At 52.2% G+C, this 26782-nt stretch carries 27 protein-coding genes; 17 read left to right on the top strand and 10 right to left on the bottom strand.

The genetic code is table 11. The features are described from left to right. Positions 1-85 precede the first annotated feature (85 nt). The 11 genes from citC to uspG all read left to right on the top strand — a co-directional run bounded on the left by citC (position 86) and on the right by uspG (position 9170). Complete coding sequence (citC, locus tag ACJHWT_RS03845; RefSeq protein WP_000467716.1) at positions 86-1144, top strand: [citrate (pro-3S)-lyase] ligase; 1059 nt, start codon at positions 86-88, stop codon at positions 1142-1144. Between the two features lie 14 nt (positions 1145-1158). Continuing rightward, on the top strand, positions 1159-1455 hold the full coding sequence (gene citD, locus ACJHWT_RS03840) for a citrate lyase acyl carrier protein (protein ID WP_000700703.1): 297 nt from the start codon (positions 1159-1161) through the stop codon (positions 1453-1455). Continuing rightward, positions 1452-2360 (top strand): citrate (pro-3S)-lyase subunit beta, encoded by a 909-nt coding sequence (gene citE, locus ACJHWT_RS03835; protein ID WP_000622357.1) that lies wholly within the window; start codon positions 1452-1454, stop codon positions 2358-2360. The genes citD and citE overlap by 4 nt, the downstream gene beginning before the upstream one ends. 10 nt (positions 2361-2370) lie before the next feature. Beyond that, positions 2371-3903 (top strand): citrate lyase subunit alpha, encoded by a 1533-nt coding sequence (gene citF, locus ACJHWT_RS03830; protein ID WP_000192246.1) that lies wholly within the window; start codon positions 2371-2373, stop codon positions 3901-3903. Positions 3904-3906: 3 nt separating this feature from the next. Next, positions 3907-4458 carry a citrate lyase holo-[acyl-carrier protein] synthase gene (gene citX / locus ACJHWT_RS03825; RefSeq protein WP_000550407.1) on the top strand — a complete coding sequence of 184 codons (552 nt, stop codon included), beginning with the start codon at positions 3907-3909 and terminating at the stop codon, positions 4456-4458. Next, positions 4433-5311 carry a triphosphoribosyl-dephospho-CoA synthase CitG gene (gene citG, locus ACJHWT_RS03820; RefSeq protein WP_000062476.1) on the top strand — a complete coding sequence of 293 codons (879 nt, stop codon included), beginning with the start codon at positions 4433-4435 and terminating at the stop codon, positions 5309-5311. Before citX ends, citG begins: the two co-directional genes overlap by 26 nt. Before the next feature lie 50 nt (positions 5312-5361). Continuing rightward, positions 5362-6825 (top strand): citrate/succinate antiporter CitT, encoded by a 1464-nt coding sequence (citT, locus tag ACJHWT_RS03815; protein WP_000050340.1) that lies wholly within the window; start codon positions 5362-5364, stop codon positions 6823-6825. Between the two features lie 113 nt (positions 6826-6938). Beyond that, positions 6939-7745, top strand: coding sequence for a ribonuclease I (gene rna, locus ACJHWT_RS03810; RefSeq protein ID WP_001295857.1), 807 nt, complete (start codon positions 6939-6941; stop codon positions 7743-7745). Between the two features lie 229 nt (positions 7746-7974). Further along, on the top strand, positions 7975-8385 hold the full coding sequence (gene rnk / locus ACJHWT_RS03805) for a nucleoside diphosphate kinase regulator (RefSeq protein WP_000089731.1): 411 nt from the start codon (positions 7975-7977) through the stop codon (positions 8383-8385). Positions 8386-8527: 142 nt separating this feature from the next. Next, complete coding sequence (yldA, locus tag ACJHWT_RS03800) at positions 8528-8617, top strand: small membrane protein YldA (protein ID WP_001287361.1); 90 nt, start codon at positions 8528-8530, stop codon at positions 8615-8617. Between the two features lie 124 nt (positions 8618-8741). Next, on the top strand, positions 8742-9170 hold the full coding sequence (gene uspG / locus ACJHWT_RS03795) for a universal stress protein UspG (RefSeq protein ID WP_001295855.1): 429 nt from the start codon (positions 8742-8744) through the stop codon (positions 9168-9170). Between the two features lie 120 nt (positions 9171-9290). On the opposite strand, the gene ahpF is transcribed toward uspG, so the two are convergent. Both ahpF and ahpC read right to left on the bottom strand, forming a co-directional pair. Then, a complete protein-coding gene (ahpF, locus tag ACJHWT_RS03790) occupies positions 9291-10856 on the bottom strand; it encodes an alkyl hydroperoxide reductase subunit F (RefSeq protein ID WP_000887629.1) in 1566 nt (521 codons plus the stop codon). A 170-nt stretch (positions 10857-11026) separates the two neighbouring features. Next, on the bottom strand, positions 11027-11590 hold the full coding sequence (gene ahpC / locus ACJHWT_RS03785) for an alkyl hydroperoxide reductase subunit C (protein WP_000052796.1): 564 nt from the start codon (positions 11588-11590) through the stop codon (positions 11027-11029). Between the two features lie 371 nt (positions 11591-11961). Here ahpC and dsbG point away from each other — a divergent pair, with 371 nt between their 5' ends. From dsbG to ACJHWT_RS03765, 4 genes are all read left to right on the top strand, one after another. Then, positions 11962-12708 carry a thiol:disulfide interchange protein DsbG gene (dsbG, locus tag ACJHWT_RS03780; protein WP_001346360.1) on the top strand — a complete coding sequence of 249 codons (747 nt, stop codon included), beginning with the start codon at positions 11962-11964 and terminating at the stop codon, positions 12706-12708. Positions 12709-12913: 205 nt separating this feature from the next. Continuing rightward, the gene (citR, locus tag ACJHWT_RS03775; RefSeq protein WP_001295853.1) at positions 12914-13816 is read left to right on the top strand and encodes a DNA-binding transcriptional repressor CitR; all 903 of its coding nucleotides are present in this window, start codon (positions 12914-12916) and stop codon (positions 13814-13816) included. A 146-nt stretch (positions 13817-13962) separates the two neighbouring features. Next, positions 13963-15183 (top strand): phosphoadenosine phosphosulfate reductase, encoded by a 1221-nt coding sequence (locus tag ACJHWT_RS03770; RefSeq protein ID WP_000029774.1) that lies wholly within the window; start codon positions 13963-13965, stop codon positions 15181-15183. After that, positions 15156-15785 (top strand): IbrB-like domain-containing protein, encoded by a 630-nt coding sequence (locus tag ACJHWT_RS03765; RefSeq protein WP_000502941.1) that lies wholly within the window; start codon positions 15156-15158, stop codon positions 15783-15785. Before ACJHWT_RS03770 ends, ACJHWT_RS03765 begins: the two co-directional genes overlap by 28 nt. On the opposite strand, the gene ybdL is transcribed toward ACJHWT_RS03765, so the two are convergent. Then, a complete protein-coding gene (gene ybdL / locus ACJHWT_RS03760; protein WP_000183970.1) occupies positions 15786-16946 on the bottom strand; it encodes a methionine-oxo-acid transaminase in 1161 nt (386 codons plus the stop codon). A 108-nt stretch (positions 16947-17054) separates the two neighbouring features. Here ybdL and hcxA point away from each other — a divergent pair, with 108 nt between their 5' ends. After that, on the top strand, positions 17055-18143 hold the full coding sequence (gene hcxA / locus ACJHWT_RS03755) for a hydroxycarboxylate dehydrogenase HcxA (RefSeq protein ID WP_410232311.1): 1089 nt from the start codon (positions 17055-17057) through the stop codon (positions 18141-18143). Between the two features lie 9 nt (positions 18144-18152). Here the strand turns inward: hcxA and ACJHWT_RS03750 are convergent, their stop codons facing one another. The 7 genes from ACJHWT_RS03750 to entC form a co-directional block, all read right to left on the bottom strand. Further along, positions 18153-18350, bottom strand: coding sequence for a YbdD/YjiX family protein (locus ACJHWT_RS03750; RefSeq protein WP_000460431.1), 198 nt, complete (start codon positions 18348-18350; stop codon positions 18153-18155). A 172-nt stretch (positions 18351-18522) separates the two neighbouring features. After that, positions 18523-20628: a pyruvate/proton symporter CstA gene (gene cstA, locus ACJHWT_RS03745; protein ID WP_001043146.1), complete on the bottom strand. Its 2106-nt coding sequence runs from the start codon at positions 20626-20628 to the stop codon at positions 18523-18525. 180 nt (positions 20629-20808) lie between these two features. Then, complete coding sequence (entH, locus tag ACJHWT_RS03740; RefSeq protein WP_000637953.1) at positions 20809-21222, bottom strand: proofreading thioesterase EntH; 414 nt, start codon at positions 21220-21222, stop codon at positions 20809-20811. A 2-nt stretch (positions 21223-21224) separates the two neighbouring features. After that, the gene (entA, locus tag ACJHWT_RS03735; RefSeq protein ID WP_000347657.1) at positions 21225-21971 is read right to left on the bottom strand and encodes a 2,3-dihydro-2,3-dihydroxybenzoate dehydrogenase EntA; all 747 of its coding nucleotides are present in this window, start codon (positions 21969-21971) and stop codon (positions 21225-21227) included. Next, the gene (entB, locus tag ACJHWT_RS03730; RefSeq protein ID WP_001007147.1) at positions 21971-22828 is read right to left on the bottom strand and encodes an enterobactin biosynthesis bifunctional isochorismatase/aryl carrier protein EntB; all 858 of its coding nucleotides are present in this window, start codon (positions 22826-22828) and stop codon (positions 21971-21973) included. The genes entA and entB overlap by 1 nt, the downstream gene beginning before the upstream one ends. 13 nt (positions 22829-22841) lie before the next feature. Further along, positions 22842-24452 carry a (2,3-dihydroxybenzoyl)adenylate synthase EntE gene (gene entE / locus ACJHWT_RS03725; RefSeq protein ID WP_000026794.1) on the bottom strand — a complete coding sequence of 537 codons (1611 nt, stop codon included), beginning with the start codon at positions 24450-24452 and terminating at the stop codon, positions 22842-22844. A gap of 9 nt (positions 24453-24461) precedes the next feature. Next, a complete protein-coding gene (gene entC, locus ACJHWT_RS03720) occupies positions 24462-25637 on the bottom strand; it encodes an isochorismate synthase EntC (protein ID WP_001317684.1) in 1176 nt (391 codons plus the stop codon). Positions 25638-25825: 188 nt separating this feature from the next. Between entC and fepB the strand changes: the two genes are divergently transcribed. Then, on the top strand, positions 25826-26782 hold the full coding sequence (gene fepB / locus ACJHWT_RS03715; protein ID WP_001234308.1) for a Fe2+-enterobactin ABC transporter substrate-binding protein: 957 nt from the start codon (positions 25826-25828) through the stop codon (positions 26780-26782).

Raw genomic sequence — 26782 nt, 5'->3', positions numbered from 1 at the left:
GAAAATAAAAGGTTATCAGTTTGCAACATCGAACAGCATTTGTTGCAAATCGATAACAACATGCACCTTCAGGATACTATTCATTATGTTCGGCAATGATATTTTCACCCGTGTAAAACGTTCAGAAAATAAAAAAATGGCGGAAATCGCCCAATTCCTGCATGAAAATGATTTGAGCGTTGACACCACAGTCGAAGTATTTATTACCGTAACCCGCGATGAAAATCTTATCGCGTGCGGTGGAATTGCCGGAAATATTATTAAATGCGTTGCTATCAGTGAATCCGTTCGCGGTGAAGGACTGGCGCTGACATTAGCCACTGAATTGATAAACCTCGCCTATGAACGGCACAGCACGCATCTGTTTATTTATACCAAAACCGAATACGAGGCGCTGTTCCGCCAGTGCGGTTTTTCCACGCTGACCAGCGTACCCGGCGTGATGGTGCTGATGGAAAACAGCGCCACGCGACTGAAACGCTATGCCGAATCGCTGAAAAAATTTTGTCATCCAGGGAACAAGATTGGCTGCATTGTGATGAACGCCAATCCCTTTACGAATGGTCACCGTTATCTGATTCAACAGGCTGCGGCACAGTGCGACTGGTTGCATCTGTTTTTAGTCAAAGAAGATTCTTCACGCTTCCCCTATGAAGACCGACTGGATCTGGTGTTAAAAGGCACCGCCGATATTCCACGCCTGACTGTGCATCGCGGCTCCGAATACATCATATCCCGCGCTACGTTCCCTTGCTACTTCATTAAAGAACAGAGCGTCATTAACCATTGTTACACCGAAATTGATCTGAAGATTTTCCGTCAGTACCTCGCTCCCGCGCTGGGTGTAACTCACCGCTTTGTCGGTACTGAACCCTTTTGTCGCGTTACCGCCCAGTACAACCAGGATATGCGCTACTGGCTGGAAACGCCGACTATCTCCGCACCGCCCATCGAACTGGTTGAAATTGAGCGGCTGCGTTACCAGGAGATGCCGATATCCGCTTCCCGGGTACGTCAACTGCTGGCGAAAAACGATCTCACGGCTATCGCGCCGCTGGTCCCTGCAGTCACGCTGCATTATTTGCAGAACCTGCTTGAGCACTCCCGCCAGGACGCGGCAGCTCGTCAAAAGACCCCCGCATGAGAAACAGGTGAAAAATGAAAATAAACCAGCCCGCCGTTGCAGGCACCCTTGAGTCTGGGGATGTGATGATACGCATCGCCCCACTCGATACGCAGGATATCGACCTGCAAATCAACAGCAGCGTTGAGAAACAGTTTGGCGATGCCATTCGCACCACCATTCTGGACGTTCTCGCCCGCTACAACGTGCGCGGCGTACAGCTGAATGTCGATGACAAAGGCGCACTGGACTGCATTTTACGTGCACGACTGGAAGCCCTGCTGGCACGCGCCAGCGGTATCCCGGCTCTGCCATGGGAGGATTGCCAATGATTTCCGCTTCGCTGCAACAACGTAAAACTCGCACCCGCCGCAGCATGTTGTTTGTGCCTGGTGCCAATGCCGCGATGGTCAGCAACTCATTCATCTACCCGGCTGATGCCCTGATGTTTGACCTCGAAGACTCCGTGGCATTGCGTGAAAAAGACACAGCCCGCCGCATGGTTTACCACGCGCTGCAACATCCGCTGTATCGCGATATTGAAACCATTGTGCGTGTAAACGCGCTGGATTCCGAATGGGGTGTTAACGACCTGGAAGCCGTCGTTCGCGGTGGTGCGGACGTTGTGCGTCTGCCGAAAACCGATACCGCTCAGGATGTTCTGGATATCGAAAAAGAGATCCTGCGCATCGAAAAAGCCTGTGGTCGTGAACCCGGCAGCACCGGCCTGCTGGCAGCGATTGAATCTCCGCTGGGCATTACCCGCGCGGTGGAAATCGCTCACGCTTCCGAGCGTTTGATCGGTATCGCCCTCGGTGCAGAAGACTATGTGCGCAACCTGCGTACAGAACGCTCCCCGGAAGGAACTGAACTGCTGTTCGCACGCTGTTCCATTTTGCAGGCCGCGCGCTCTGCGGGTATTCAGGCGTTCGATACCGTCTATTCCGACGCTAATAACGAAGCCGGATTCCTGCAAGAAGCCGCCCACATCAAACAGCTGGGCTTTGACGGCAAATCGCTGATCAACCCGCGTCAGATTGATCTGCTGCACAACCTCTACGCACCGACTCAGAAAGAAGTGGATCACGCCCGCCGCGTCGTAGAAGCCGCTGAGGCCGCCGCTCGCGAAGGCCTCGGCGTGGTTTCCCTGAACGGCAAGATGGTGGACGGTCCGGTTATCGATCGCGCCCGTCTGGTGCTCTCCCGCGCAGAACTTTCCGGCATCCGCGAAGAATAAGGCAATCAAAATGACGCAGAAAATTGAACAATCTCAACGACAAGAACGGGTAGCGGCCTGGAATCGTCGCGCTGAATGCGATCTTGCCGCTTTCCAGAACTCGCCAAAGCAAACCTACCAGGCTGAAAAAGCGCGCGATCGCAAACTGTGCGCCAACCTGGAAGAAGCGATTCGTCGTTCTGGTTTACAGGACGGCATGACGGTTTCCTTCCATCACGCTTTCCGTGGCGGTGACCTGACCGTCAATATGGTGATGGACGTCATCGCGAAGATGGGCTTTAAAAACCTGACTCTGGCCTCCAGCTCCCTGAGTGATTGCCATGCGCCGCTGGTAGAACACATTCGCCAGGGCGTGGTTACCCGCATTTATACCTCCGGCCTGCGCGGTCCGCTGGCGGAAGAGATCTCCCGTGGTCTGCTGGCGGAACCGGTGCAAATCCACTCTCACGGCGGACGTGTGCATCTGGTACAGAGCGGCGAACTGAATATCGACGTGGCTTTCCTCGGCGTCCCGTCCTGTGATGAATTCGGTAATGCCAACGGCTACACCGGTAAAGCCTGCTGCGGCTCCCTCGGCTATGCAATGGTTGATGCCGACAACGCAAAACAGGTTGTGATGCTCACTGAAGAACTGCTGCCTTATCCGCATAATCCGGCAAGCATTGAGCAAGATCAGGTTGATCTGATCGTCAAAGTTGATCGCGTTGGCGATGCTGCAAAAATCGGCGCTGGTGCTACCCGTATGACCACTAACCCGCGCGAACTGCTTATTGCCCGTAGCGCTGCGGATGTGATTGTTAACTCTGGCTACTTCAAAGAAGGTTTCTCCATGCAGACCGGCACCGGCGGCGCTTCGCTGGCGGTAACCCGTTTCCTGGAAGACAAAATGCGTAGCCGCGATATTCGCGCCGACTTCGCCCTCGGCGGTATTACCGCAACGATGGTTGATCTGCACGAAAAAGGTCTGATCCGCAAACTGCTGGATGTGCAGAGCTTTGACAGCCATGCTGCGCAATCGCTGGCCCGTAACCCCAATCACATCGAAATCAGCGCCAACCAGTACGCTAACTGGGGGTCGAAAGGCGCATCGGTTGATCGTCTCGACGTGGTGGTACTGAGTGCGCTGGAAATTGACACCCAGTTCAACGTTAACGTGCTGACCGGCTCTGACGGCGTACTGCGTGGTGCTTCCGGTGGTCACTGCGATACCGCGATTTCTTCTGCGCTTTCCATCATCGTCGCGCCGCTGGTACGCGGTCGTATTCCGACGCTGGTGGATAACGTGCTGACCTGCATCACCCCGGGCTCCAGTGTCGATATTCTGGTCACAGACCACGGTATCGCAGTTAACCCGGCACGTCCGGAGCTGGCAGAACGTCTGCAGGAAGCGGGGATCAAAGTGGTTTCTATTGAGTGGCTGCGTGAACGTGCGCGTCTGCTGACCGGTGAACCACAGCCGATTGAATTCACCGACCGCGTCGTTGCCGTTGTGCGTTACCGCGATGGCTCGGTGATCGATGTTGTGCATCAGGTGAAGGAATAAGCCATGCACCTGCTTCCTGAACTCGCCAGCCACCATGCGGTGTCAATTCCCGAGCTGCTCGTCAGCCGGGATGAAAGGCAAGCACGGCAACACGCCTGGCTCAAGCGCCATCCTGTTCCACTGGTCTCCTTTACCGTGGTTGCGCCTGGGCCGATTAAAGACAGCGAGGTCACACGCCGAATTTTTAATCATGGCGTGACAGCCTTGCGTGCCTTAGCCGCAAAACAGGGCTGGCAAATTCAGGAGCAGGCTGCACTGGTTTCCGCCAGCGGGCCGGAGGGCATGTTGAGCATTGCCGCCCCGGCTCGCGACCTCAAGCTCGCCACCATTGAGCTTGAACATAGTCATCCTCTCGGGCGGTTATGGGATATCGATGTCCTGACGCCCGAAGGCGACATTCTCTCCCGCCGCGATTATTCACTGCCGCCTCGCCGCTGCCTGTTGTGCGAGCAAAGCGCAGCTGTTTGCGCGCGTGGAAAAACCCATCAACTGACCGATTTACTCAACCGCATGGAGGCGCTGCTAAACGATGTCGATGCCTGCAACGTCAACTAAAACCACAAAGCTTGCGACGTCATTAATCGATGAGTACGCCCTGCTGGGCTGGCGCGCCATGCTGACTGAAGTCAACCTGTCACCGAAACCAGGCCTCGTGGATCGCATTAACTGCGGTGCGCACAAAGATATGGCGCTGGAAGATTTCCACCGCAGCGCGCTGGCGATTCAGGGCTGGTTACCCCGTTTCATTGAATTTGGTGCCTGTAGTGCAGAAATGGCACCGGAAGCGGTACTCAACGGATTACGCCCAATTGGTATGGCTTGCGAAGGTGATATGTTCCGCGCCACTGCGGGCGTAAACACGCATAAAGGAAGCATTTTTTCTTTAGGGCTACTGTGTGCGGCAATTGGTCGTTTGCTTCAGCTCAACCAGCCGGTAACGCCAACAACCGTTTGTTCTACGGCGGCAAGTTTCTGCCGTGGCCTGACCGATCGCGAACTGCGTACCAATAATTCACGACTGACGGCAGGTCAACGGTTGTACCAGCAGCTTGGCCTTACCGGCGCACGCGGTGAAGCCGAAGCGGGTTATCCACTGGTGATCAACCACGCCTTGCCGCATTACCTCACTCTGCTGGATCAGGGGTTAGATCCTGAGCTGGCATTGCTCGATACCTTGCTCCTACTGATGGCTACCAACGGCGATACCAACGTTGCATCGCGCGGTGGCGAGGGGGGCCTGCGCTGGCTACAGCGCGAGGCGCAAACATTATTGCAAAAAGGGGGCATTCGAACCCCCGCCGATCTCGATTATCTCCGGCAGTTCGACAGGGAGTGTATCGAACGAAATCTCAGTCCAGGCGGCAGTGCCGACCTGCTGATCCTTACCTGGTTTTTAGCACAGATTTAATTATTTAAGCACTTGATAAATTTGGAAATATTAATTTTCGGAGAACCCGTATGTCTTTAGCAAAAGATAATATATGGAAATTATTGGCGCCCCTGGTGGTGATGGGTGTCATGTTTCTTATCCCTGTACCTGACGGTATGCCGCCGCAGGCGTGGCATTACTTTGCAGTGTTTGTGGCAATGATTGTCGGCATGATCCTCGAGCCAATTCCGGCAACGGCGATCAGTTTTATTGCGGTTACTATTTGCGTTATTGGCAGTAATTACCTGCTCTTTAATGCCAAAGAATTAGCTGACCCAGCGTTTAATGCGCAAAAACAGGCGCTGAAATGGGGTCTGGCTGGTTTTTCCAGCACCACGGTATGGCTGGTATTTGGCGCATTTATTTTTGCATTAGGGTATGAAGTTTCCGGGTTAGGCCGTCGTATTGCCCTTTTCCTGGTGAAATTCATGGGCAAACGCACGCTGACGTTGGGTTATGCGATTGTCATTATCGACATTCTGCTGGCACCGTTTACACCGTCCAACACCGCGCGTACCGGGGGTACGGTTTTTCCGGTCATTAAAAACCTGCCGCCGTTGTTTAAATCATTCCCGAACGATCCGTCCGCGCGTCGTATTGGCGGCTATTTGATGTGGATGATGGTCATTAGTACCAGTCTGAGTTCGTCCATGTTTGTCACCGGTGCGGCACCAAACGTGCTGGGTCTGGAGTTCGTCAGCAAAATTGCCGGTATCCAGATTAGCTGGTTGCAGTGGTTCCTCTGCTTCCTGCCGGTTGGGGTTATCTTGCTTATCATTGCGCCGTGGCTTTCCTACGTGCTGTACAAACCGGAAATCACACACAGTGAAGAAGTGGCAACCTGGGCGGGTGATGAACTAAAAACCATGGGTGCGCTGACACGCAGAGAGTGGACGCTGATTGGCCTTGTATTGCTCAGCTTAGGTTTGTGGGTATTTGGCAGTGAAGTCATTAATGCTACTGCGGTTGGTCTGCTGGCAGTTTCGCTAATGCTGGCCCTGCACGTTGTGCCGTGGAAAGACATTACCCGCTATAACAGCGCATGGAACACGCTGGTCAACCTGGCAACTCTGGTTGTGATGGCTAACGGCCTGACTCGTTCTGGTTTTATTGACTGGTTCGCCAATACCATGAGTACGCACCTGGAAGGATTCTCACCAAACGCAACGGTGATTGTACTGGTTCTGGTGTTCTACTTTGCACACTACCTGTTTGCCAGCCTGTCTGCGCACACCGCAACCATGCTGCCGGTTATTCTGGCCGTCGGTAAAGGTATTCCGGGCGTACCAATGGAACAACTGTGTATCCTGCTGGTGCTATCTATCGGTATCATGGGCTGTCTGACGCCGTATGCAACCGGTCCTGGGGTGATTATTTACGGCTGTGGCTATGTGAAATCAAAAGATTACTGGCGTCTTGGCGCAATCTTCGGGGTGATTTACATCTCTATGTTGCTGTTGGTTGGCTGGCCGATTCTCGCCATGTGGAACTAATACGTTCGCCAAACGCTGAATAAATCATCACGCCCGCCAGGTAAACCCACCTGGCGGGCTTTTTTATGATTAAATAGATAATATTCAGTGTATGTATGAGTTCCACACCCATTATGAAAGCATTCTGGCGTAACGCCGCGTTGCTCGCGGTTTCTCTGCTTCCCTTCTCTTCTGCCAACGCCGTGGCGTTGCAGGCAAAACAGTATGGCGATTTTGATCGCTATGTCCTGGCCCTCTCCTGGCAAACCGGATTTTGCCAGAGTCAACACGATCGAAATCGTAACGAACGAGATGAATGTCGCCTGCAAACCGAAACGACCAACAAAGCTGATTTTCTGACCGTACATGGTCTGTGGCCAGGATTGCCTAAATCGGTTGCTGCCCGTGGTGTTGATGAACGCCGCTGGATGCGCTTCGGTTGCGCTACTCGCCCAATCCCGAATCTACCAGAAGCGCGCGCCAGCCGAATGTGTTCATCGCCGGAAACCGGGTTATCACTGGAAACGGCCGCTAAACTAAGTGAAGTCATGCCAGGAGCTGGCGGACGTTCCTGCCTGGAACGCTACGAATATGCCAAACACGGTGCCTGCTTTGGTTTTGATCCAGACGCATACTTCGGCACGATGGTACGCCTGAATCAAGAAATTAAAGAGAGCGAAGCCGGAAAATTCCTTGCGGATAACTACGGTAAAACAGTGAGCCGCCGTGACTTTGATGCCGCCTTTGCCAAAAGCTGGGGAAAAGAGAACGTGAAAGCAGTTAAGCTAACGTGCCAGGGTAACCCTGCGTATTTGACTGAAATTCAGATCTCGATCAAAGCTGACGCCATCAACGCTCCGCTTTCTGCCAACTCATTCTTGCCACAACCACACCCAGGCAACTGTGGCAAAACCTTTGTGATTGATAAAGCAGGTTATTAATCCTCTGATTTACAAAACACGCTAATTCGTCTTCCATAAACCATGACGATTAAGATTTATACATAATGCGCTACATTGAGGAATTCCCTGAATGTGACGCAAATCACTTCAAAGAGTGAGCAACAGTCAGTATCATCATGTGAGTTAAACCCTCGCCGCCTGACGGTGAGGGTTTTCTTTTGGGTATGTTTATCTGCGACACTCGCAGTACCGACGACATGGAGTAAAAATGTCCAGACCAACTATCATCATTAACGACCTGGATGCCGAACGCATCGATATTCTGCTGGAGCAACCCGCCTATGCTGGTTTGCCAATCGCCGACGCGTTAAACGCAGAGTTGGATCGCGCCCAAATGTGTTCGCCAGAAGAGATGCCACACGACGTGGTGACAATGAACAGCCGGGTTAAATTCCGCAATCTTAGCGATGGCGAAGTGCGTGTGCGCACGCTGGTGTATCCGGCAAAAATGACCGACAGCAATACTCAGCTTTCCGTTATGGCTCCGGTAGGTGCCGCACTGCTGGGGCTGCGCGTTGGCGATTCCATTCACTGGGAACTTCCGGGCGGCGTTGCAACCCACCTTGAAGTGCTGGAACTCGAATACCAGCCAGAAGCTGCTGGCGACTACCTGCTTTAATCCCATCTGCACAAGCGATAACTCGCTTTGCCCAGAGGATGCACTCGCATCCTCTTTCCGCTCAAATATCAACCAGATTTATCATTTTGCTCTTAAGCGCAGCATTCTAATCTGAACTGGCTATTCATCTGCGGAACCTCATATGAGCGAAGCTCTCGGTATCACTGCATTTTATATATTCATAGCAGCAATTATTGTTGCTGCAGTGCTATACCTTGAACAACGCTGGTAGCGCCTGGTTTTTATTTATTTTCCAGCTCAATAGCAAATTCAGATCAAATCAGCCTCGCAAATTATAGATTCATAACCAATAATGTGCTGTTATGTATACATGCAAAAACAAGGAGAGAATGCTTATGTACAAAACAATCATCATGCCAGTGGATGTTTTCGAAATGGAATTGAGCGACAAAGCGATTCGCCACGCTGAATTCCTCGCCCAGGATGACGGAGTTATTCATCTACTTCACGTACTACCGGGGTCAGCCAGCCTGAGCCTGCACCGTTTTGCCGCTGATGTACGTCGTTTTGAAGAGCATCTGCAACATGAAGCAGAAGAACGTCTGCAAACGATGGTCAGCCACTTCACCATCGATCCTTCCCGCATTAAGCAACATGTCCGTTTTGGTAGTGTGCGGGATGAAGTTAACGAGTTAGCGAAAGAACTTGATGCAGATGTAGTAGTGATTGGTTCGCGTAACCCATCAATTTCAACTCATCTGTTGGGTTCTAACGCCTCGAGCGTGATCCGCCACGCCAATTTGCCGGTGCTGGTTGTGCGTTAATTGCCAGAATAAGTCTCCCGCCCTGCCCGGAGCCATCCCTGCAGGGCTTTTTAATGCAATAAAAAAGCCGCCAGGTTTGACCCCGGCGGCTAAGCAATTGCAGGTGAATCTTACTTCTTCTTATGCAGTTTTGGTGCGAATCAGGTAGTCAAAAGCACTCAGAGAGGCTTTGGCACCTTCGCCAGTGGCGATGATGATCTGCTTGTACGGAACCGTTGTACAGTCACCCGCTGCGAACACGCCTTTCACGTTGGTTTCGCATTTCGCATCAATGATAATCTCGCCCATGCGGTTACGTTCGACTGCGCCTTCCAGCCAGTTGGTGTTCGGCAGCAGACCAATCTGCACGAAAATACCGGCCAGTTCGATGTTGTGAATATCGCCGCTGACACGATCTCGATATTCCAGACCTACGACTTTGCTACCGTCGCCTTTCACTTCCGTGGTTTGCGCATTCAGAATAATGTCGACGTTTTTCAGGCTGCGCAGTTTGTCCTGCAGAACCTGGTCGGCTTTCATTTCTGGCGCAAATTCCAGCAGCGTTACGTGCTCAACGATACCCGCCAGGTCAATTGCCGCTTCCACGCCGGAGTTACCGCCGCCGATAACCGCTACGCGTTTACCTTTAAACAGCGGGCCGTCGCAGTGCGGGCAGTAGGTCACGCCTTTGGTGCGATACTGATCTTCGCCCGGAACGTTCATGTTGCGCCATTTTGCACCGGTCGCCACGATAATGCTGCGTGCTTTCAGTACCGCGCCAGAAGCTGTTTCAATCTGATGCAGGCCACCTTCAACCGCTGCCGGGATCAGTTTGCTGGCGCTCTGGCTGTCGATCACATCAACGTCGTATTCATCAACGTGAACTTTCAGCGCTCCTGCCAGTTTCTGGCCTTCGGTCTTCGGTACAGAAATGTAGTTTTCGATATCAACGGTATCGAGGATCTGACCACCAAAACGTTCGCCCATCAAACCAGTACGGATACCTTTACGTGCGGAGTAAATTGCTGCCGCTGCACCCGCCGGGCCGGAACCGACGATTAATACGTCATAAGCATCACGCTTGTTCAGCTCTTCTGCCGCACGTTTTTCCGCGCCAGTATCAATTTTGGCGACGATTTCAGTCAACGTCATGCGACCCTGACCAAACTCTTTCCCGTTTACGAACACTGCCGGAACGCCCATCACGTTGCGATCGGTGATTTCGTTCTGGAAGGTGCCGCCGTCAATTGCAGTGTGCTTGATGCGCGGGTTCAGTACGCTCATCAGGTTCAGCGCCTGCACCACATCCGGGCAGTTGTGGCAAGAGAGCGAGTAATAGGTTTCGAATTCAAAATCACCGTCAATATGGCGAATCTGCTCCAGCAGAGACTGCGCTTCTTTCGACGGATGACCACCGGTCCACAGCAACGCCAGTACCAGCGAGGTGAACTCGTGGCCCAGCGGGGAGCCTGCAAAACGTGGCCCCTGGTTAGAACCTGGGTTGGTGATCAGGAAAGACGGCTTACGCACCGGCAAGCTGTTATCTTCTTTAAAGGTGACTTTGTCTGACAGTTCTGCGATTTCAGCCAACAGTTCCTTGATTTCTGCCGATTTAGCGCTGTCATCCAGCGTGGCAATTAACTCAACAGGCTTGGTCAATTTCTCAAGGTAAGCCTTGAGTTGAGTTTTCATATTTGTGTCGAGCATGTTTATCTCCTGGGCTTTAAACATCATCATGCAAGCGGCCTCTGCGGCTACCTGGATGCAGCTTGCATCATGGTGCGGGGAAGAAAATCGGGTGCCGCAGCACCCGAAGAATTAGGTGAATTTCCGAAGTATTTCGCGCCGGAGTTAGTAGCGCGAAAGACAAAGGAAATTTAGATTTTACCAACCAGGTCCAGAGACGGAGCCAGAGTTGCTTCACCTTCTTTCCATTTAGCCGGGCAAACTTCACCTGGGTGAGAAGCTACGTACTGTGCTGCTTTGATTTTACGCAGCAGGTCAGACGCGTCACGGCCAATGCCTTCAGCGGTAACTTCGATTGCCTGGATGATACCCTGCGGGTCAACAACGAAGGTCGCACGGTCAGCCAGACCTTCATCTTCACGCATGTTGTCGAAGTTACGGGTCAGGGCGCCAGTCGGGTCGCCGATCATCGCATATTTGATTTTAGCGATGGTTTCAGAGCTGCTGTGCCATGCTTTGTGGGTGAAGTGAGTATCGGTAGATACTGCGTATACGTCTACGCCCAGTTTCTGCAATTCTTCGTAATGGTCAGCAACGTCACCCAGTTCGGTCGGGCATACGAAAGTAAAGTCAGCCGGGTAGAAGAAGAAGACGCTCCAGCGGCCTTCGGTATCTTTTTCGGTGATTTCGATGAATTCGCCGTTTTTGAATGCCTGGTTTTTAAAAGGTTTAATTTTGGTGTTAATCAAGGACATCTATACTTCCTCCGTGTTTTCGATGAGATGTAAGGTAACCAATTTTTGCCGATTCGGCTAATGCGTTTCCATTATCAAATCGATAAGTTTTACCTTACAACCTTCGTAAGACAACTTTGTGAACTTTGCACCGCCAGCGGCGATAAAAAGTAAAATGGCCCCCTTTCCAGGTGACCGTGTAATCTGAACTACCCTTTGGTATCTTCAGCGCCTGCCTGCAGGCTGAGGTGTTGCCCTTACAAATGCAACAACGACATGGATTACAACACCCTCATAAACAAAGGGCAATCACCTGATCTAAGCTCTTACCTATGACAGTGATAGGTTATGCCTTTTACTCGACTTTTGCACTGACTGAAAAGGACAAATTAATGTTAAAAAAGATACTTTTACTGGCTCTGCTTCCTGCAATCGCCTTCGCAGAGGAACTTCCTGCCCCAGTAAAAGCGATTGAAAAACAGGGTATTACAATCATCAAAACGTTCGATGCCCCTGGAGGAATGAAAGGTTATCTCGGTAAGTATCAGGATATGGGCGTCACCATCTACCTGACTCCAGATGGTAAGCACGCTATCTCTGGTTACATGTACAACGAAAAAGGTGAAAACCTGAGTAACACGCTTATCGAAAAAGAAATTTACGCACCCGCCGGACGTGAAATGTGGCAACGGATGGAACAATCCCACTGGCTCCTCGACGGTAAAAAAGATGCGCCGGTCATTGTCTACGTCTTCGCCGATCCGTTCTGCCCATATTGTAAACAATTCTGGCAGCAGGCTCGTCCGTGGGTAGATTCTGGCAAAGTGCAATTAAGAACATTGTTGGTTGGGGTTATCAAGCCAGAAAGCCCGGCGACAGCAGCGGCAATTCTTGCCTCCAAAGATCCCGCAAAAACCTGGCAACAATATGAAGCCTCTGGTGGCAAGCTTAAGCTAAGCGTGCCTGCAAACGTAAGCACAGAGCAAATGAAAGTGTTAAGCGACAACGAGAAACTCATGGACGATCTGGGGGCAAATGTCACACCAGCTATCTATTACATGAGTAAGGAAAATACCCTGCAACAAGCCGTCGGATTACCCGATCAGAAAATGCTTAATATCATTATGGGGAATAAATAAAGGATAATTCATGGATGGTTGAAATATATCCTTGCTTTTCAACCATCCTAAAAACGCATGAATTGCTCGTAACCCACCTGACAGCTATGCTATTTTAGAAAATCTTAATCCAAAGTTAAGCAGAAAAACATAATACATATAAATACAAAAAACATTATTGATCAAGTGAATGATTTATGGAAGAGACAATACAACGGAGTATGTTATGGCTAATCTTTATGATCTAAAAAAATTTGACCTCAATTTACTGGTCATATTTGAATGTATTTATCAACATCTCAGCATTAGTAAAGCGGCAGAATCATTATATATAACGCCCTCTGCTGTTAGTCAGTCATTACAACGTTTACGTGCGCAATTTAATGACCCGTTATTCATTCGCTCAGGGAAAGGTATCGCGCCGACTACAACAGGGTTAAACCTGCATCACCATCTTGAGAAAAATCTCAGAGGCCTTGAACAAACGATCAATATCGTTAATAAGTCTGAACTAAAGAAAAATTTTATTATCTACGGTCCTCAGCTTATTTCTTGTACTAATAACAACATGCTAATCCGCTGTCTTAGACAAGATACTTCAATCGATATAGAATGCCATGACATCCTGCTTTCAGCTGAAAATGCCGAAGAACTGTTGGTTCAACGCAAAACTGACCTGGCAATTACACTGCAACCAGTAATTAGTCGCTCTGTCATCTGCATGCCGTTACACACTATTCGCAATTCCCTTATATGTAGCAACAAACATCCTCGTATTACTGATACCAGTAACTATGAACAAATTATCGCCGAAGAATTCACCCTGTTGATATCTAAATCAGCAGGGATTGACGAAATTCAAATGGACATAGATGAACGTTTTATAAACCGTAAAGTTTCATTTCGCAGTTCTTCTTTGTTGACTATAATTAATAGCATTTCTGTTACTGACTTATTAGGCATTGTGCCCACCGAACTGTACGATTTACATCGTGATTTTTTGAAGTTAAAAGAAATAAAACTAGAACAACCTCTTCCTGCGGTTAAACTTTATATTTCCTATAACAAGGCTTCGTTGAACAACCTTGTCTTCTCCCGATTCATAGATCGTTTAAATGATAGTTTCTGATTCATTACCACTGACAAATAATATATTACGCATCAATTAATTCATTGTGTGAATATAAAATAATGTGCTCTATCTTGCTTCGTTTATCCTATAATTAGCGGATTCATCTCACGAGTCACCCCGTAACGTTCAGAGAGCGTTTTTAGATGTCTATTTATAAAATCCCGCTTCCACTGAATATTCTGGAAGCTGCAAAAGAACGTATTACCTGGACACTTAATACCCTACCCCGTATCTGTGTTTCTTTTTCGGGTGGTAAAGATTCCGGATTAATGCTGCATCTGACAGCCGAAATTGCCCGACAAATGGGCAAAAAAATCTGCGTTTTGTTTATCGACTGGGAAGCGCAGTTCTCATGCACTATTAACTATGTTCAGTCATTACGTGAGTTTTACGCCGATGTCATCGAAGAGTTTTACTGGGTTGCGCTCCCGCTTACGACGCAAAATTCCCTTTCTCAATACCAACCCGAATGGCAGTGCTGGGAACCTGATGTCGAATGGGTGCGTCAGCCCCCGCAAGATGCGATAACCGATCCTGACTTTTTCTCCTTTTACCAGCCTGGCATGACCTTCGAACAATTTGTGCGTGAGTTTGCTGAATGGTTTTCACAAAAACGTCCGGCGGCGATGATGATCGGCATCCGTGCAGATGAGTCCTACAACCGTTTTGTCGCCATCGCCAGTTTAAATAAACAACGTTTTGCCGATGATATGCCCTGGACCACCGCCGCACCAGGCGGTCATAGCTGGTACATTTACCCCATCTACGACTGGAAAGTGGCTGATATCTGGACCTGGTATGCTAACCATCAACAGCTCTGTAACCCACTGTATAATATAATGTATCAGGCAGGCGTTCCTCTGCGTCATATGCGAATTTGCGAACCTTTTGGCCCGGAGCAACGGCAAGGATTATGGCTCTATCACGTTATCGAACCGGATCGCTGGGCTGCTATGTGCGCACGAGTCAGCGGGGTAAAAAGTGGCGGCATTTACGCCGGACATGATAATCATTTTTATGGTCATCGGAAAATCCTCAAGCCAGAACATTTAGACTGGCAAGAATATGCATTATTGCTGCTCAATAGCATGCCGGAAAAAACAGCTGAGCATTACCGCAATAAAATCGCCATTTATTTGCACTGGTATCAGAAAAAAGGCATCGAAGTTCCACAAACCCAGCAAGGGGACATTGGCGCGAAAGATATCCCCTCCTGGCGGCGAATATGCAAAGTTTTACTCAATAACGATTACTGGTGCCGGGCATTATCATTTAGTCCTACGAAAGCGAAGAACTATCAGCGTTATAACGAACGGATAAAAGGAAAACGTCAGGAATGGGGGATACTATGCAACAACGATTAACGCAGGATTTAACCCAATTTCTCGCCAGCTTGCCGGAAGATGATCGCATCAAAGCGATTAATGAAATCCGCATGGCGATCCATCAGGTTAGCCCCTTTCGTGAAGAGCCAGTGGATTGCGTTCTGTGGGTTAAAAACAGCCAACTTATGCCTAATGATTACAACCCAAACAACGTGGCACCACCCGAAAAAAAACTGCTGAAAAAATCCATTGAAATAGATGGTTTTACCCAACCCATTGTGGTCACGCATACGGATAAAAATGCCCTGGAAATCGTGGATGGTTTTCACCGCCATGAAATTGGTAAAGGCTCATCATCGTTAAAATTACGCTTAAAAGGTTATTTGCCGGTGACCTGTCTGGAAGGTACGCGTAATCAACGCATCGCCGCGACTATTCGTCATAACCGCGCTCGTGGTCGCCACCAAATCACTGCCATGTCCGAAATTGTTCGTGAACTCAGCCAGTTGGGATGGGACGATAATAAAATTGGCAAAGAGCTGGGAATGGACAGCGACGAAGTGCTGCGCCTGAAACAAATTAACGGCCTGCAAGAGTTGTTTGCCGACCGTCAATATTCCCGTGCCTGGACTGTCAAATAACTACAGCTGGCGCAGGCGTTCAGCTGCTGCCAGCAACGTCGATTCCTTCTTGGCAAAACAGAGACGAATCAGTTTATGGGGGAAGGGATCGGCGCAAAATACCGACAGCGGGATCGCCGCTACACCGTGCTCCCGCGTCAGCCACTGGCAAAACTTAACGTCATCTAGCGAAGAAACCGCGCTGTAATCCACCAGCAAAAAGTATGTACCTTCGCACGGTAAAATCTCCAGCCGACTCTCACTTAAGGCATTCACCAGAATATCGCGTTTCTGGCGATAAAAGTCCGGTAACGCAAGATAATGCTCAGGTTCTGCACGTAGCATATCGGCAAGCGCCAACTGTGCCGGGGTATTCACCGAAAAGGTCAGATACTGATGCACTTTGCGGATCTCGGCGCTGATGGGCGCAGGCGCAACGCAATAACCCACTTTCCAGCCGGTCATATGATAGGTCTTGCCAAACGATGACACCGCCACCGCTCGCTCACGCAATTGCGGATGCGCCAGCACGCTGGCATGGCCCTGTTGTGAAAAATTGATGTGCTCGTAGACTTCATCGCTAATGACAAAAATCTCGTGCCCGGCGATCGCCTGCCACAAAGCGGCGAAATCAGCCTGCTGCCAGACAGTTGCACTGGGGTTATGCGGGGTGTTGAGGATCACCAGTCGGGTGCGCTCGCTTAACAATGCGGCAAATTCCTGCCAGTCCACGCGAAAATGCGGTGGTTGCAGTGCAATACGTTTCACTATTCCCCCCGAAAGCGCGATGGCGGGCGCGTAACTGTCATAGCTGGGATCAAAGCAGATCACTTCATCACCATTGCGCACCAATGCGGTAATCGCTGCATATAACGCTTCCGTCGCCCCTGCCGTTACGGTGATATCGCTATCGGCATCCGGTTGATAGCCATACAGACGTTCCGTTTTCTGAGCAATCGCCTCGCGCAAGGCCTGTACGCCAGTCATAGGCGCGTATTGGTTTGCCCCCTGGTCAACATGGTACGCCAGCCGCTCCTGCAAATAGCGCGGACCATCAAAATCAGGAAAGCCTTGCGACAGGTTAATGGCCTGGTGTTGCTGCGCCAGCGCGCTCATCCGGGTGAAAATAGTGGTGCCAAGTTGTGGAAGTTTGCTTTGTGGAATCAGAGGGTTATTTGTCATTTTTATTGTACCTGACGAAGTTGCGTGTTGAAGGCACTATAACACGATGCTAGTATTTGGCAATCAAGACGTTTAGATGTCTAAATAAAACAATAAGGACAACACAACATGCCTCACAATCCTATCCGCGTGGTCGTCGGCCCGGCTAACTACTTTTCACATCCCGGAAGTTTCAATCACCTGCACGATTTTTTCACTGATGAACAACTTTCTCGCGCGGTGTGGATCTACGGCGAACGCGCCATTGCTGCGGCGCAAACAAAACTTCCGCCAGCGTTTGAACTGCCAGGGGCAAAGCATATTTTGTTTCGCGGCCATTGCAGCGAAAGCGATGTACAACAACTGGCGGCTGAGTCCGGTGACGATCGCAGCGTGGTGATTGGCGTCGGCGGCGGCGCACTGCTCGACACCGCGAAAGCCCTCGCCCGCCGTCTCGGTCTGCCGTTTGTTGCCGTTCCGACGATCGCCGCCACCTGCGCCGCCTGGACACCGCTCTCCGTCTGGTATAACGATGCCGGACAGGCGCTGCATTATGAGATTTTCGACGACGCCAATTTTATGGTGCTGGTGGAGCCAGAGATTATCCTCAATGCGCCGCAAGAATATCTGCTGGCGGGGATCGGTGACACGCTGGCGAAATGGTATGAAGCGGTGGTGCTGGCTCCGCAACCAGAAACGTTGCCGCTAACCGTGCGGCTGGGGATCAATAATGCGCAGGCCATTCGCGACGTCTTGTTAAACAGTAGCGAACAGGCGCTGAGCGATCAGCAAAAACAACAGTTAACGCAATCATTTTGCGATGTGGTGGATGCTATTATTGCTGGTGGTGGGATGGTCGGTGGTCTGGGCGATCGTTTTACGCGTGTGGCGGCGGCCCATGCCGTGCATAACGGTCTGACCGTTTTGCCGCAAACCGAGAAGTTTCTCCACGGCATCAAAGTCGCCTACGGAATTCTGGTGCAAAGCGCCTTGCTGGGTCAGGATGATGTGCTGGCGCAATTAACAGAGGCGTATCAGCGTTTTCATCTGCCGACTACGCTGGCGGAGCTGGAAGTGGATATCAATAATCAGGCGGAGATCGACAAAGTGATTGCCCACACCTTACGTCCGGTGGAATCCATTCATTACCTGCCGGTCACGCTGACACCAGATACGTTACGTGCAGCGTTCGAAAAAGTGGAATCGTTTCAAGCCTGACGTACCAATTTAGCAGCAGCGCGCGCCGCCTTTTCCACCGTAGCGCGCGTCCTGCCGCTCACGGAAAAACTCTTCGTAGGTCATCGGCGTTTGATCGGGATGGTTAACCCGCATATGTTCGACATAGTTGTCGTAATCAGGCATACCAATCATCAGCTTCGCCGCCTGACCTAAATATTTTCCGGCTTTTGCCAGTGAATCAAACATCTTGGCCTCCGCTAACCATGTTGCTGAAAGAGTGCCGGATGCGGCGTGAACGCTTTATCCGGCCTACAAATGCTATCAACGCGCTCGGTCAGTCCCCTCGCCCCATCGGGGAGAGGGTTAGGGTGAGGGGGAACCCTCGGCACTATGCCAACATTCCCCCCTCACTCTGACTTTAGTGCGCGCCTTTTGCCTGCGCCACGATCTCCTCGACATTTTCCGGCATTGGCTCATATGGCGTTTCTTTCGCCGTTGGCTTCGGCTCTTTCAATGCCGCCAGTGCCGTCTTAATCGAGAACAGTGCCAGAACCACCACGACCACCATAAAGAAGATGGTTAACCCGGCATCAAGACGGTTGTTGAACACCAGTTGCGCCAGCTGTGACTCAGTATACTGCGATGGAATATTGCCGCTGTCGATCATTGCCTGGAACTTGTTAGCAATCGCCAGGAAGCCGACTTTCGCATCCGGGCTAAACGCTTTCTGCCAGCCTGCGGTCAGGGTACAAATCAGCAGCCAGGCCGTTGGTACCAGCGCCACCCAGGCGTAACGTTGACGTTTCATTTTGAACAGCACCACAGCACAGAGCATCAGCGCCATCCCTGCCAGCATCTGGTTGGCAATACCAAACAGCGGCCACAAGGTGTTAATACCGCCCAGCGGATCGACCACGCCCTGATGCAGGAAGTAGCCCCACGCCAGCACGCACAGCGCCGTTGCCAGCAGGTTAGCAGGCAGTGAATCGGTCCGTTTCAGGCCCGGAGACACCACGCCCAGCAGATCCTGCAACATAAAGCGCGCAGCACGCGTACCTGCATCCACCGCCGTCAGAATAAACAGTGCTTCAAACAGAATGGCGAAGTGATACCAGAACGCCACATCCATCATGCCGCCCAGCGCACCGTGCAGAATGTAGGCCATCCCCACCGCCAGGGTCGGCGCACCGCCCGCACGGGAAATGATCGACTGTTCACCCACTTCGCTGGCAATCTGGTTTAGCGTATCCGGGGTAATCGCAAAGCCCCAGCTACTCACCACCTGCGCGGCAGAAGCAACCACATCCGCCGTCCCTGCCGGAGCCAGCACCGCCATCGGGCTGTTCATGGCGAAGTACACACCCGGATCGATGATACAGGCGGAAACCAGCGCCATAATCGCCACGAAGGATTCCATCAACATCCCACCGTAGCCGATAAAGCACGCCTGCCCTTCGTTCGCCAGCATCTTCGGTGTAGTGCCGGAAGAGATCAGTGCATGGAAGCCAGACACCGCGCCACAGGCGATGGTGATAAACAGGAACGGGAACAGGTTACCGGTCCATACCGGGCCAGTGCCATCAACAAATTTGGTCAGTGCCGGCATGGTCAGCGTCGGGCGCATAATCAAAATGCCCACCGCCAGACCGACGATAGTCCCGATTTTCAGGAAGGTTGAGAGGTAGTCACGCGGAGCCAGCAGCAGCCACACCGGCAGCACCGCCGCCACAAAACCGTAACCCACCAGCATCCAGGTCAGCTGCACGCCGGTAAAGTCAAAGTACGGTGCCCAGGTCGGACTTTCTGCCACCCAGCCGCCAGAGATAATGGCGAAAATCAGGAACACCAGGCCAATCACCGACACTTCGCCAATACGCCCCGGACGCAGATAGCGCAGGTAGATCCCCATAAACAGCGCCAGCGGAATAGTGAACGCAACGGTATACGTTCCCCACGGGCTATGGGTCAGAGCTTTCACCACGATCATCGCCAGCACGGCAAGGATAATGACCATGATCATAAAGCAGGCCACCAGCGCTATCACCCCGGCGGTTGGCCCCATCTCTTCTTTGACCAGCTCACCCAGCGAGCGACCATCGCGGCGCGTAGAAACAAACAGCACCATGAAATCCTGCACCGCACCGGCGAGAACCACCCCAGCGAGCAGCCAGATCATCCCTGGCAGGTAACCCATTTGCGCCGCCAGTACCGGCCCAACCAACGGACCTGCTCCGGCAATGGCCGCAAAATGGTGACCGAACAGCACTTTTTTGTCCGTCGGCACATAGTCCAGCCCGTCGTTATGGCGCACCGCTGGCGTCATACGCGTCGGGTCAACCGCCAGCACATTTTTGGCGATATACAGCCCATAAAAACGGTAAGCGATCAGATAGATACAGACCGACGCCACCACAATCCACAGCGCGTTGATCTGTTCCCCACGATTTAAAGCAATGTATCCCAGAGCAAATGCTCCCATTACAGAGAGCACTGTCCAGACGAGGTATTTCCCTGATTTGTTCATAGTTGTTATCCGTGTGCGTGTCCATAGAGATGTTACATTTTGTTTCTATAACATCTTTGTACAATTTAACAACACAGCAACCATGTAAATCAGAGTTAAAACCAATATTTAACTTAACAACGTTAACTCGATCACTCCGTTAACCGAATTTTCCTGCAATCTCATTTTATTCTGTCGGGTTCATCCCAAAACCGCTGTGCCCAGCCGACAGGTGCAGCAACGCCGCCCCTGTTCATCGAAAACGACGATTTCCCAGCTCTGATTTTGTCGTCCAAGATGCAGCGGCTGGCAGACACCGCGCACCTTTCCCTCAGACACCGGGCGATGATGTGTGGCGTTAAGTTCCGTGCCCACCACACACTGTCCATCGCGGGTCATCATAAATCCGGCCATCGATCCCAGGGTTTCCGCCAGCGCCGCCGACGCGCCGCCATGCAGCAGGCCAAACGGCTGATGAGTACGGGTATCAACCGGCATTTCGGCTTCGAGTACATCATCGCCCAGACGGGTATACACAATTCCCAGATGCGCCACCATTGTGTTATCGCTGGTGGCGTTCAGCTCGTCGAGCGTTAAATGGCGTTTCCAGATCATGCTTATGCCCCCAGCGTCGAGCCGCCATCCACCACAATATCCTGTAGGGTGATATGGCTGGCGAGGTCAGAGGCGAGGAACAAAATCGTGTTGGCGATCTCTTGTGGACGGGCGATTTTCCCCAGCGGAATGCCAAGTTTAAACTGCTCGCCAAAGCCGCGAATACGCTGCTCTTCGGCGTCATCGCTCACCCACAGCGTGCGTTGCATATCGGTGTCGGTGGAGCCTGGCGAAACCACATTACAGCGCACGCCGCTACCCGCCAGTTCCAGCCCAACGCTCAACGCCAGGCTTTTCAGCGCCGCTTTCGACGCGCCATAAGCACTCATACCAATGCGCGGCGTGTGTGCGGCGTCGGACGCAACAGTAACAATCGCCCCGCCCCGCTGACGGCGAAACTGGTTCATGGTCTGCTGGAACAGGTTAAACGCACCGCCGACATTAACCGCAAAAGTCTGCTGCCAGTCCTCCTTACTGAGCTGATCGGTCGCGCCCATGCGCAAAATTCCCGCCGCATTGACCAGCACGTCCAGTCGCTCCGTTTCAGCTAACAGTCGCTGACATACCTGCGCCACCTGCGCAGCGTCGGCAACATCCATCACTTCGGTCGCAAAGGGATATTGCTCCTGAGTGAACGCTTGATCAAAACCTGTAACTTTCGCTCCCGCCTCAACAAACGCCAGCGCCGTGGCGTAGCCGATACCTTTCCCCGCGCCAGTTACCCAGACATTTTTACCGCTGAAATCCATTATTTCACCTCGCGGGAGAGTAGCTTCCACCAGGCGTCGATGGTCGGGTTTTTCGCCAGCATGACAAAGTCGATATCGCCATGCACTTTGCGCCAGCGCGCCGCCAGCGCCATCATCCGCACCGAATCCAGACCGTAGTCGATCAGGTTGTCGTCATCGAACGGTTCATCGGACTCGTCCAGCAACGGCAGGATCACCTCACGCAGCGCCGCTTTGCTGGCGGGGATAGGTGCTGGCAGTAATTCTTCGGTCATCACCACCCGGCCAGAACGTCCGGCCACATATTTCAGCGACATCAAATGCTCGTCACGGCTGAAATCGGCCAGCGCATCTGCCACCATAAACGGTTTAATATCGCGCATAAATGCGTCGGTTGCGGTGGTCATACAGCCAATGTGGGCATATACCCCGGTAATAATCAGCTGGTTACGTCCACTCTCTTTCAGCATTTGCTCCAGCGGGGAACGATGAAACGCGCTGTAGCGCCACTTCACCAGCACCGTGTCGTCGGCATCTGGCGTCAGGCTATCCACCACCTTTTGCTGTTCCGGCGAACGGGTCAGGCCAGGCCCCCACATATCATTCAACAGCGCCCGATCTTCATCGCTCTGCTCTTTCGGCTGGGCGGTGTAATAAACCGGGATATTGTGCTGTTTGCAGTAGTCGCGTAGTGCCGCAATATTCGCGATCACCTGCTCCATCATCGGGCAGTTCTCGCCCCAGAAGCTGACAAAATAGTCCTGCATATCATGGATTAACAACGCGGCACGTTGCGGTTCAAAGGCCCAGTCGACTTTATTCTGCGGAATATCGTGAGACTCCGGCAGTGCGTAAGCCTGTAATTTTGGAATAGCCATCGTGTTCTCTCCTTCAGGCTGATGCGCGTGACGCCAGCCACTGACGTAATTGTTTTTTATCGACTTTCCCGACCGCCGTCAGCGGAAGTGAATCTACACACTCCACGCGATCCGGTAATTTAAATTCGGCAATACCCTGTTCACGCAGGAAACGACGCACCTGCACCGCGCGCAGCGGCTCTTTTACCACCAGATAAGCACAGCTTTTTTCGCCCATCAGCTCATCTTCCATGCTCACCAGTGCGGCGTAGATCACCGCCGGATGGCGCAGCAGCAGGTTTTCGATCTCTTCGGCAGCGATCTTCTCGCCGCCACGGTTGATCTGATCTTTCTCGCGCCCCTGCACAGTGATGTAACCCTCTGGATCAATAGAGATCAGATCGCCGGAACAGTAAAAACCGTTGGCATCAAAGGCGCTGGCATTGTGCTGCGGGCTTTTGTAATAGCCACGGAAGGTATACGGACCGCGGGTCATCAGGCGTCCAACTTCCCCTTGCGGCAGTGGATTTCCTTCGGCATCGGCAACCCACACTTCATCGTCCGGACACATTGGGTAACCCTGGGTATGGATAATTTTCTCCGCGCTATCATCAAGTCGGGTGTAGTTCACTAGTCCTTCCGCCATGCCGAATACCTGCTGTAACTGGCAGCCAATCTCTGCGGGAATACGCGCCGCAAGCGTGGCAGAAAGACGTGCACCACCGACCTGTAACAGTTTCAGCGAGGCAAGCTGCGCCCGGCTTTCGCCTTCAGCCAGTGCCTGCAACCACAGGCTGACTGCGGGCGGCACCAGCGCGGTAACGTTGACCTGATGTTTTTCAATCAATGGGAAGCAAAGCGTGGCGCTGGGGTCGGCAGCCAGAACGACAGTGCCGCCAGCGAGAAATACCCCCAACGATCCCGGCGAACTCATGGCGTAGTTATGAGCCGCCGGAATCGCGCACAGGTAGCGCGTCTGTTGTGTGAACTGACAAATCTCGACGCTACGACGCACGCTGTAGTAGTAGTCGTTATGAGTGCGCGGGATCAGTTTCGGAGTGCCGGTGGTGCCGCCGGAAAGCTGGAAATAGGCCACTTCATCAGCAGGAGATGGCGTGGCAGTAAAATCCCCAGCCGGATGGTTAATCGCATCCTGCAAGTTATGCTCACCGCTGTCGTTGAGCAGCTGCACCACGCGAATGGAAGAATGCTCTGCAACAAATGTGTTGAGAAAATCATCCCCGCTAAACAGCGCATGTTGGCGATCGGCAATCAGTAACGCCGGTTCAATCTGGCTGGCATAGGCGTTCAGTTCACTACGCTGATGGCTGAACAGCGCCAGCACCGGCGCAACGCCCAGTTTCAGCAGCGCGAAAAAGGTAATGTAAAGTTCAGCGACGTTACCCAGTTGTACCAGCGCGGTTTCACCAGGTTTAATGCCCTGACGGCGTAAACTACACGCGAGGTTATCCGCCGCCTGATTCAGCTCCCGGTAACTCAACTGCCGCTCGCCGTCGATAACCGCGATGCTGTCACTCGCAGCATGTCGCGTCAGAATGTCGGTCAGCGGCAAATCCTGCCAGTAGCCTTTTTCCCGATAGCGACGGGCAAACTCTTCCGGCCAGCGGGTAAATGGAATGCTCATCCTCGCTCCTTAATGCAATCCAAAAACGTTCAACATGGTAGAAAGTTTGACGCCTGTTTCGCGCCACTCACCCAACGGTGACGACGCAGGCACAATCCCCGCTCCGGCAAACAGACGCACCTGATTTTCCCGCAGCTTCGCGCAGCGGATGGTCACCACCCACTCGCCGTTACCTTCGCTGTCACACCAACCCACAATGCCGCCAAACAGTTCGCGGTCGAACGGCTCCAGTTCAGCAATAACCTGGGTCGCGGCCTGATGCGGGAAACCGCTCAGCGCGGGGGTCGGATGCAGCAGACAGGCCAGCGTCAGTGCGTTCTCATGCGAATTCGCTTTACCTTCAAAGGGAGTTGCGAGATGCCACAGCGTCGGCGTGGTGATCAGTTGTGGAGAAGAAGGGACGTGTAACTCACTACTTCGTTCGCGCAGTACCTCTTTCATCGCCTGAGTCACCAGTTCATGTTCATGGCGATCTTTTTCTGACGCCAGCAGACGATTACCCGCTTCGCGATCGAGCACTTCATCCGGCTGACGACGCGCGGAACCGGCTAACGGAATGGAGCTAAAACGCTCGCCGTCTTTACGTAGCAGCAGTTCCGGGCTGGCCCCCAGCAGAACGCCACCATCAGCCAGCGGGACATGGAAGTTGTAACTAACCGGGTTTTGCGCAATCAACCGTTCCAGCAATACGCCACTATCAATGGCGGCGTCAGTGGTGATATCAATCAACCGTGACAACACCACTTTGTCGACCTGCGGCGTGGCGGTAAGTGCGGCGGCGCGAGCAACCATCTGTTCAAACGTGGCTTGTTCCGGAATTGCCTGGCGTTCCACCACGTTCAGCGACTGGCTGCGGGTAAAACGGCGGGCTGAAGATTGTTTTTCCTGGCGGGAGAACGACTGCCAGGACTCGGGAATATACAGCGATGAAGGCTGACGTGGATCGAAGGGAATCGCCCCGACCATCACCGGATTTTTGATGCCCTGCGCTTTGGCATCGGCAAACAGCGCGGCGAGTTTTTGCTGGAAGGGACTGTCGGGTGAATCCCCGTTCACAGCCGGTTCATCGAAGCGGGCGAAACATCCTGACGTCGTAAAACTGCGGTACGGCGACATAAAGAAAAAGCGATTGGGCGCAAGTGTTGCCATGGTCTGCTGTACTTCCTCAGCCAGTGACGTATCCATATCATCCTCCACAAAATGATAAAGGCTTTAATAATGATTATCATTTATATTTTCGGTCGCTAACCTAAAAGCAAACGCGCACTATGTCAACTCTTGAGGTAACGCAATCTGCAACTCGGGGTTGCATCTGGTTGTGGTTACAATGAAAATGAGAAGCATTAACTTCATTAATAACAGGAAGCTGACTTGTGAGACTCGCCCCGCTCTACCGCAACGCCCTTCTATTAACAGGACTTTTGCTTTCAGGAATAGCCGCAGTTCAGGCTGCCGACTGGCCGCGTCAGATTACTGACAGCCGGGGCACTCATACCCTGGAAAGCCAGCCGCAGCGTATTGTTTCCACCAGCGTCACCCTGACCGGCTCACTGCTGGCGATTGATGCTCCGGTGATCGCCAGCGGCGCGACCACGCCGAATAACCGCGTAGCGGATGACCAGGGCTTTTTACGCCAGTGGAGCAAGGTGGCGAAAGAACGCAAACTGCAACGGCTCTATATCGGCGAACCGAGCGCCGAAGCCGTTGCCGCGCAAATGCCGGATCTGATTTTAATTAGCGCAACCGGCGGTGATTCGGCGCTGGCGCTGTATGATCAGCTTTCCACCATCGCCCCGACATTAATCATCAATTACGACGACAAAAGCTGGCAGGCGCTGTTAACGCAACTTGGCGAAATTACCGGGCATGAGAAACAAGCGGCAGAGCGGATTGCGCAGTTTGATAAGCAACTGGCGGCGGCGAAAGAGCAAATCAAATTACCGCCGCAGCCGGTCACTGCCATTGTCTATACTGCCGCTGCACACAGTGCCAATCTCTGGACGCCGGAATCAGCACAAGGGCAGATGCTGGAACAACTCGGCTTTACGCTGGCGAAGTTACCCGCAGGGTTAAATGCCAGCCAAAGCCAGGGTAAACGCCATGACATCATTCAGCTTGGTGGGGAAAATCTGGCTGCAGGGTTAAATGGCGAGTCACTATTCCTGTTCGCCGGTGATCAGAAAGATGCCGATGCGATTTATGCCAATCCGCTGCTCGCGCACCTGCCTGCAGTACAAAACAAGCAGGTTTATGCGCTGGGAACCGAGACGTTCCGACTGGATTACTACAGCGCCATGCAAGTGCTGGAACGACTTAAGGCGCTGTTTTAA

Origin of the sequence: Escherichia sp. WS338, from assembly GCF_046486405.1 — a bacterium.
GTDB classification, from domain to species: domain Bacteria; phylum Pseudomonadota; class Gammaproteobacteria; order Enterobacterales; family Enterobacteriaceae; genus Escherichia; species Escherichia coli.
This window is presented reverse-complemented; position numbering and strand designations above follow the sequence as displayed.

What these genes read in the sequence shown, in the direction of transcription:
- entE (WP_000026794.1), bottom strand. Translation starts at nt 24,452, where the DNA reads ATGAGCATTCCATTTACCCGCTGGCCGGAAGAGTTTGCCCGTCGCTAT.
- ybdL (WP_000183970.1), bottom strand. Translation starts at nt 16,946, where the DNA reads ATGACAAATAACCCTCTGATTCCACAAAGCAAACTTCCACAACTTGGC.
- rna (WP_001295857.1), top strand. Translation starts at nt 6,939, where the DNA reads ATGAAAGCATTCTGGCGTAACGCCGCGTTGCTCGCGGTTTCTCTGCTT.
- uspG (WP_001295855.1), top strand. Translation starts at nt 8,742, where the DNA reads ATGTACAAAACAATCATCATGCCAGTGGATGTTTTCGAAATGGAATTG.
- citR (WP_001295853.1), top strand. Translation starts at nt 12,914, where the DNA reads ATGGCTAATCTTTATGATCTAAAAAAATTTGACCTCAATTTACTGGTC.
- ACJHWT_RS03770 (WP_000029774.1), top strand. Translation starts at nt 13,963, where the DNA reads ATGTCTATTTATAAAATCCCGCTTCCACTGAATATTCTGGAAGCTGCA.
- citF (WP_000192246.1), top strand. Translation starts at nt 2,371, where the DNA reads ATGACGCAGAAAATTGAACAATCTCAACGACAAGAACGGGTAGCGGCC.
- ACJHWT_RS03765 (WP_000502941.1), top strand. Translation starts at nt 15,156, where the DNA reads ATGGGGGATACTATGCAACAACGATTAACGCAGGATTTAACCCAATTT.
- rnk (WP_000089731.1), top strand. Translation starts at nt 7,975, where the DNA reads ATGTCCAGACCAACTATCATCATTAACGACCTGGATGCCGAACGCATC.
- ahpF (WP_000887629.1), bottom strand. Translation starts at nt 10,856, where the DNA reads ATGCTCGACACAAATATGAAAACTCAACTCAAGGCTTACCTTGAGAAA.
- hcxA (WP_410232311.1), top strand. Translation starts at nt 17,055, where the DNA reads ATGCCTCACAATCCTATCCGCGTGGTCGTCGGCCCGGCTAACTACTTT.
- citE (WP_000622357.1), top strand. Translation starts at nt 1,452, where the DNA reads ATGATTTCCGCTTCGCTGCAACAACGTAAAACTCGCACCCGCCGCAGC.
- entB (WP_001007147.1), bottom strand. Translation starts at nt 22,828, where the DNA reads ATGGCTATTCCAAAATTACAGGCTTACGCACTGCCGGAGTCTCACGAT.
- citX (WP_000550407.1), top strand. Translation starts at nt 3,907, where the DNA reads ATGCACCTGCTTCCTGAACTCGCCAGCCACCATGCGGTGTCAATTCCC.
- cstA (WP_001043146.1), bottom strand. Translation starts at nt 20,628, where the DNA reads ATGAACAAATCAGGGAAATACCTCGTCTGGACAGTGCTCTCTGTAATG.
- entH (WP_000637953.1), bottom strand. Translation starts at nt 21,222, where the DNA reads ATGATCTGGAAACGCCATTTAACGCTCGACGAGCTGAACGCCACCAGC.
- citC (WP_000467716.1), top strand. Translation starts at nt 86, where the DNA reads ATGTTCGGCAATGATATTTTCACCCGTGTAAAACGTTCAGAAAATAAA.
- citT (WP_000050340.1), top strand. Translation starts at nt 5,362, where the DNA reads ATGTCTTTAGCAAAAGATAATATATGGAAATTATTGGCGCCCCTGGTG.
- entA (WP_000347657.1), bottom strand. Translation starts at nt 21,971, where the DNA reads ATGGATTTCAGCGGTAAAAATGTCTGGGTAACTGGCGCGGGGAAAGGT.
- citD (WP_000700703.1), top strand. Translation starts at nt 1,159, where the DNA reads ATGAAAATAAACCAGCCCGCCGTTGCAGGCACCCTTGAGTCTGGGGAT.
- ACJHWT_RS03750 (WP_000460431.1), bottom strand. Translation starts at nt 18,350, where the DNA reads ATGTTTGATTCACTGGCAAAAGCCGGAAAATATTTAGGTCAGGCGGCG.
- entC (WP_001317684.1), bottom strand. Translation starts at nt 25,637, where the DNA reads ATGGATACGTCACTGGCTGAGGAAGTACAGCAGACCATGGCAACACTT.
- citG (WP_000062476.1), top strand. Translation starts at nt 4,433, where the DNA reads ATGTCGATGCCTGCAACGTCAACTAAAACCACAAAGCTTGCGACGTCA.
- yldA (WP_001287361.1), top strand. Translation starts at nt 8,528, where the DNA reads ATGAGCGAAGCTCTCGGTATCACTGCATTTTATATATTCATAGCAGCA.
- ahpC (WP_000052796.1), bottom strand. Translation starts at nt 11,590, where the DNA reads ATGTCCTTGATTAACACCAAAATTAAACCTTTTAAAAACCAGGCATTC.
- dsbG (WP_001346360.1), top strand. Translation starts at nt 11,962, where the DNA reads ATGTTAAAAAAGATACTTTTACTGGCTCTGCTTCCTGCAATCGCCTTC.